Source organism: Streptococcus sp. GMD1S (assembly GCF_000296875.1).
Classification (GTDB): Bacteria; Bacillota; Bacilli; order Lactobacillales; family Streptococcaceae; genus Streptococcus.
On the sequence record NZ_AJQY01000340.1, the window covers coordinates 1 to 4,485 of the forward strand.

The following is a 4,485-nucleotide window of genomic DNA, read 5'->3' on the forward strand; positions in this document are numbered from 1 at the left end:
CCCTCGAGCTATTAGTATTAGTCCGCTACATGTGTCGCCACACTTCCACTTCTAACCTATCTACCTGATCATCTCTCAGGGCTCTTACTGATATAAAATCATGGGAAATCTCATCTTGAGGTGGGTTTCACACTTAGATGCTTTCAGCGTTTATCCCTTCCCTACATAGCTACCCAGCGATGCCTTTGGCAAGACAACTGGTACACCAGCGGTAAGTCCACTCTGGTCCTCTCGTACTAGGAGCAGATCCTCTCAAATTTCCTACGCCCGCGACGGATAGGGACCGAACTGTCTCACGACGTTCTGAACCCAGCTCGCGTGCCGCTTTAATGGGCGAACAGCCCAACCCTTGGGACCGACTACAGCCCCAGGATGCGACGAGCCGACATCGAGGTGCCAAACCTCCCCGTCGATGTGAACTCTTGGGGGAGATAAGCCTGTTATCCCCAGGGTAGCTTTTATCCGTTGAGCGATGGCCCTTCCATACGGAACCACCGGATCACTAAGCCCGACTTTCGTCCCTGCTCGAGTTGTAGCTCTCGCAGTCAAGCTCCCTTATACCTTTACACTCTGCGAATGATTTCCAACCATTCTGAGGGAACCTTTGGGCGCCTCCGTTACCTTTTAGGAGGCGACCGCCCCAGTCAAACTGCCCGTCAGACACTGTCTCCGATAGGGATAACCTATCCGGGTTAAGAGTGGCCATAACACAAGGGTAGTATCCCAACAACGTCTCCTTCGAAACTGGCGTCCCGATCTCATAGACTCCTACCTATCCTGTACATGTGGTACAGACACTCAATATCAAACTGCAGTAAAGCTCCATGGGGTCTTTCCGTCCTGTCGCGGGTAACCTGCATCTTCACAGGTACTAAAATTTCACCGAGTCTCTCGTTGAGACAGTGCCCAAATCATTACGCCTTTCGTGCGGGTCGGAACTTACCCGACAAGGAATTTCGCTACCTTAGGACCGTTATAGTTACGGCCGCCGTTTACTGGGGCTTCAATTCATACCTTCGGATTACTCCTAAGCACTCCTCTTAACCTTCCAGCACCGGGCAGGCGTCACCCCCTATACATCATCTTACGATTTAGCAGAGAGCTGTGTTTTTGATAAACAGTTGCTTGGGCCTATTCACTGCGGCTGACCTAAAGTCAGCACCCCTTCTCCCGAAGTTACGGGGTAATTTTGCCGAGTTCCTTAACGAGAGTTCTCTCGCTCACCTGAGGCTACTCGCCTCGACTACCTGTGTCGGTTTGCGGTACGGGTAGAGTATGTTTAAACGCTAGAAGCTTTTCTTGGCAGTGTGACGTCACTAACTTCGCTACTAAACTTCGCTCCCCATCACAGCTCAATGTTATAGATATAAGCATTTGACTCATATCACACCTCACTGATTAGACAGACACTTCCATTCGTCTGCTTTAGTTAGCCTACTGCGTCCCTCCATCACTACATACTCTAGTACAGGAATATCAACCTGTTGTCCATCGGATACACCTTTCGGTCTCTCCTTAGGTCCCGACTAACCCAGGGCGGACGAGCCTTCCCCTGGAAACCTTAGTCTTACGGTGGACAGGATTCTCACCTGTCTTTCGCTACTCATACCGGCATTCTCACTTCTATGCGTTCCAGCACTCCTCACGGTATACCTTCTTCACACATAGAACGCTCTCCTACCATACCTATAAAGGTATCCACAGCTTCGGTAAATTGTTTTAGCCCCGGTACATTTTCGGCGCAGGGTCACTCGACTAGTGAGCTATTACGCACTCTTTGAATGAATAGCTGCTTCTAAGCTAACATCCTAGTTGTCTGTGCAACCCCACATCCTTTTCCACTTAACAATTATTTTGGGACCTTAGCTGGTGGTCTGGGCTGTTTCCCTTTCGACTACGGATCTTAGCACTCGCAGTCTGACTGCCGACCATAATTCATTGGCATTCGGAGTTTATCTGAGATTGGTAATCCGGGATGGACCCCTCACCCAAACAGTGCTCTACCTCCAAGAATCTTGATGTCGACGCTAGCCCTAAAGCTATTTCGGAGAGAACCAGCTATCTCCAAGTTCGTTTGGAATTTCTCCGCTACCCACAAGTCATCCAAGCACTTTTCAACGTGCCCTGGTTCGGTCCTCCAGTGCGTCTTACCGCACCTTCAACCTGCTCATGGGTAGGTCACATGGTTTCGGGTCTACGACATGATACTAAGGCGCCCTATTCAGACTCGGTTTCCCTGCGGCTCCGTCTCTTCAACTTAACCTCGCATCATATCGTAACTCGCCGGTTCATTCTACAAAAGGCACGCTCTCACCCATTAACGGGCTCGAACTTGTTGTAGGCACACGGTTTCAGGTTCTATTTCACTCCCCTCCCGGGGTGCTTTTCACCTTTCCCTCACGGTACTGGTTCACTATCGGTCACTAGGGAGTATTTAGGGTTGGGAGATGGTCCTCCCAGATTCCGACGGGATTTCTCGTGTCCCGCCGTACTCAGGATACTGCTAGGTACAAAGACTATTTTAAATACGAGGCTATTACTCTCTTTGGCTGATCTTCCCAAATCATTCTTCTATAGTCTTTGAGTCCACATTGCAGTCCTACAACCCCGAAGAGTAAACTCTTCGGTTTGCCCTCCTGCCGTTTCGCTCGCCGCTACTAAGGCAATCGCTTTTGCTTTCTCTTCCTGCAGCTACTTAGATGTTTCAGTTCACTGCGTCTTCCTCCTCACATCCTTAACAGATGCGGGTAACAGGTAGTACCTGTTGGGTTCCCCCATTCGGAAATCCCTGGATCATCGCTTACTTACAGCTACCCAAGGCATATCGTCGTTTGTCACGTCCTTCTTCGGCTCCTAGTGCCAAGGCATCCACCGTGCGCCCTTATTAACTTAACCTTATTTTTTGACCTTTCAGTCATAAACTCTTTTAATACTACAGCGTTTCGGTTTATTTTCTTGTTACTATTTGATATAGATATTCAATTTTCAATGTGCATTACTTGGTGATCTCTCACCAATGGAGCCTAGCGGGATCGAACCGCTGACCTCCTGCGTGCAAAGCAGGCGCTCTCCCAGCTGAGCTAAGGCCCCACAAGACCTCTCAAGACTAAACAAGACCAATGTGCAGTTCCTTATCCTTAGAAAGGAGGTGATCCAGCCGCACCTTCCGATACGGCTACCTTGTTACGACTTCACCCCAATCATCTATCCCACCTTAGGCGGCTGGCTCCTAAAAGGTTACCTCACCGACTTCGGGTGTTACAAACTCTCGTGGTGTGACGGGCGGTGTGTACAAGGCCCGGGAACGTATTCACCGCGGCGTGCTGATCCGCGATTACTAGCGATTCCGACTTCATGTAGGCGAGTTGCAGCCTACAATCCGAACTGAGACTGGCTTTAAGAGATTAGCTTGCCGTCACCGGCTTGCGACTCGTTGTACCAGCCATTGTAGCACGTGTGTAGCCCAGGTCATAAGGGGCATGATGATTTGACGTCATCCCCACCTTCCTCCGGTTTATTACCGGCAGTCTCGCTAGAGTGCCCAACTGAATGATGGCAACTAACAATAGGGGTTGCGCTCGTTGCGGGACTTAACCCAACATCTCACGACACGAGCTGACGACAACCATGCACCACCTGTCACCTCTGTCCCGAAGGAAAACTCTATCTCTAGAGCGGTCAGAGGGATGTCAAGACCTGGTAAGGTTCTTCGCGTTGCTTCGAATTAAACCACATGCTCCACCGCTTGTGCGGGCCCCCGTCAATTCCTTTGAGTTTCAACCTTGCGGTCGTACTCCCCAGGCGGAGTGCTTAATGCGTTAGCTGCGGCACTAAACCCCGGAAAGGGTCTAACACCTAGCACTCATCGTTTACGGCGTGGACTACCAGGGTATCTAATCCTGTTTGCTCCCCACGCTTTCGAGCCTCAGCGTCAGTTACAAGCCAGAGAGCCGCTTTCGCCACCGGTGTTCCTCCATATATCTACGCATTTCACCGCTACACATGGAATTCCACTCTCCCCTCTTGCACTCAAGTTAAACAGTTTCCAAAGCGTACTATGGTTAAGCCACAGCCTTTAACTTCAGACTTATCTAACCGCCTGCGCTCGCTTTACGCCCAATAAATCCGGACAACGCTCGGGACCTACGTATTACCGCGGCTGCTGGCACGTAGTTAGCCGTCCCTTTCTGGTAAGATACCGTCACAGTGTGAACTTTCCACTCTCACACTCGTTCTTCTCTTACAACAGAGCTTTACGATCCGAAAACCTTCTTCACTCACGCGGCGTTGCTCGGTCAGACTTCCGTCCATTGCCGAAGATTCCCTACTGCTGCCTCCCGTAGGAGTCTGGGCCGTGTCTCAGTCCCAGTGTGGCCGATCACCCTCTCAGGTCGGCTATGTATCGTTGCCTTGGTGAGCCGTTACCTCACCAACTAGCTAATACAACGCAGGTCCATCTGGTAGTGATGCAATTGCACCTTTTAA

1 tRNA gene and 2 rRNA genes are annotated in these 4,485 nt (G+C 50.5%); all 3 read right to left on the reverse strand.

Annotation, left to right across the window (positions count from 1 at the left end):
* Nucleotides 1-2,895: ribosomal RNA gene (locus GMD1S_RS09985) — 23S ribosomal RNA — on the reverse strand; the annotation flags it as partial.
* Between the two features lie 122 nt (nt 2,896-3,017).
* Nucleotides 3,018-3,090: transfer RNA gene (locus GMD1S_RS09990), tRNA-Ala, on the reverse strand.
* A gap of 51 nt (nt 3,091-3,141) precedes the next feature.
* A 16S ribosomal RNA gene (locus GMD1S_RS09995) occupies nt 3,142-4,485 on the reverse strand; the annotation flags it as partial.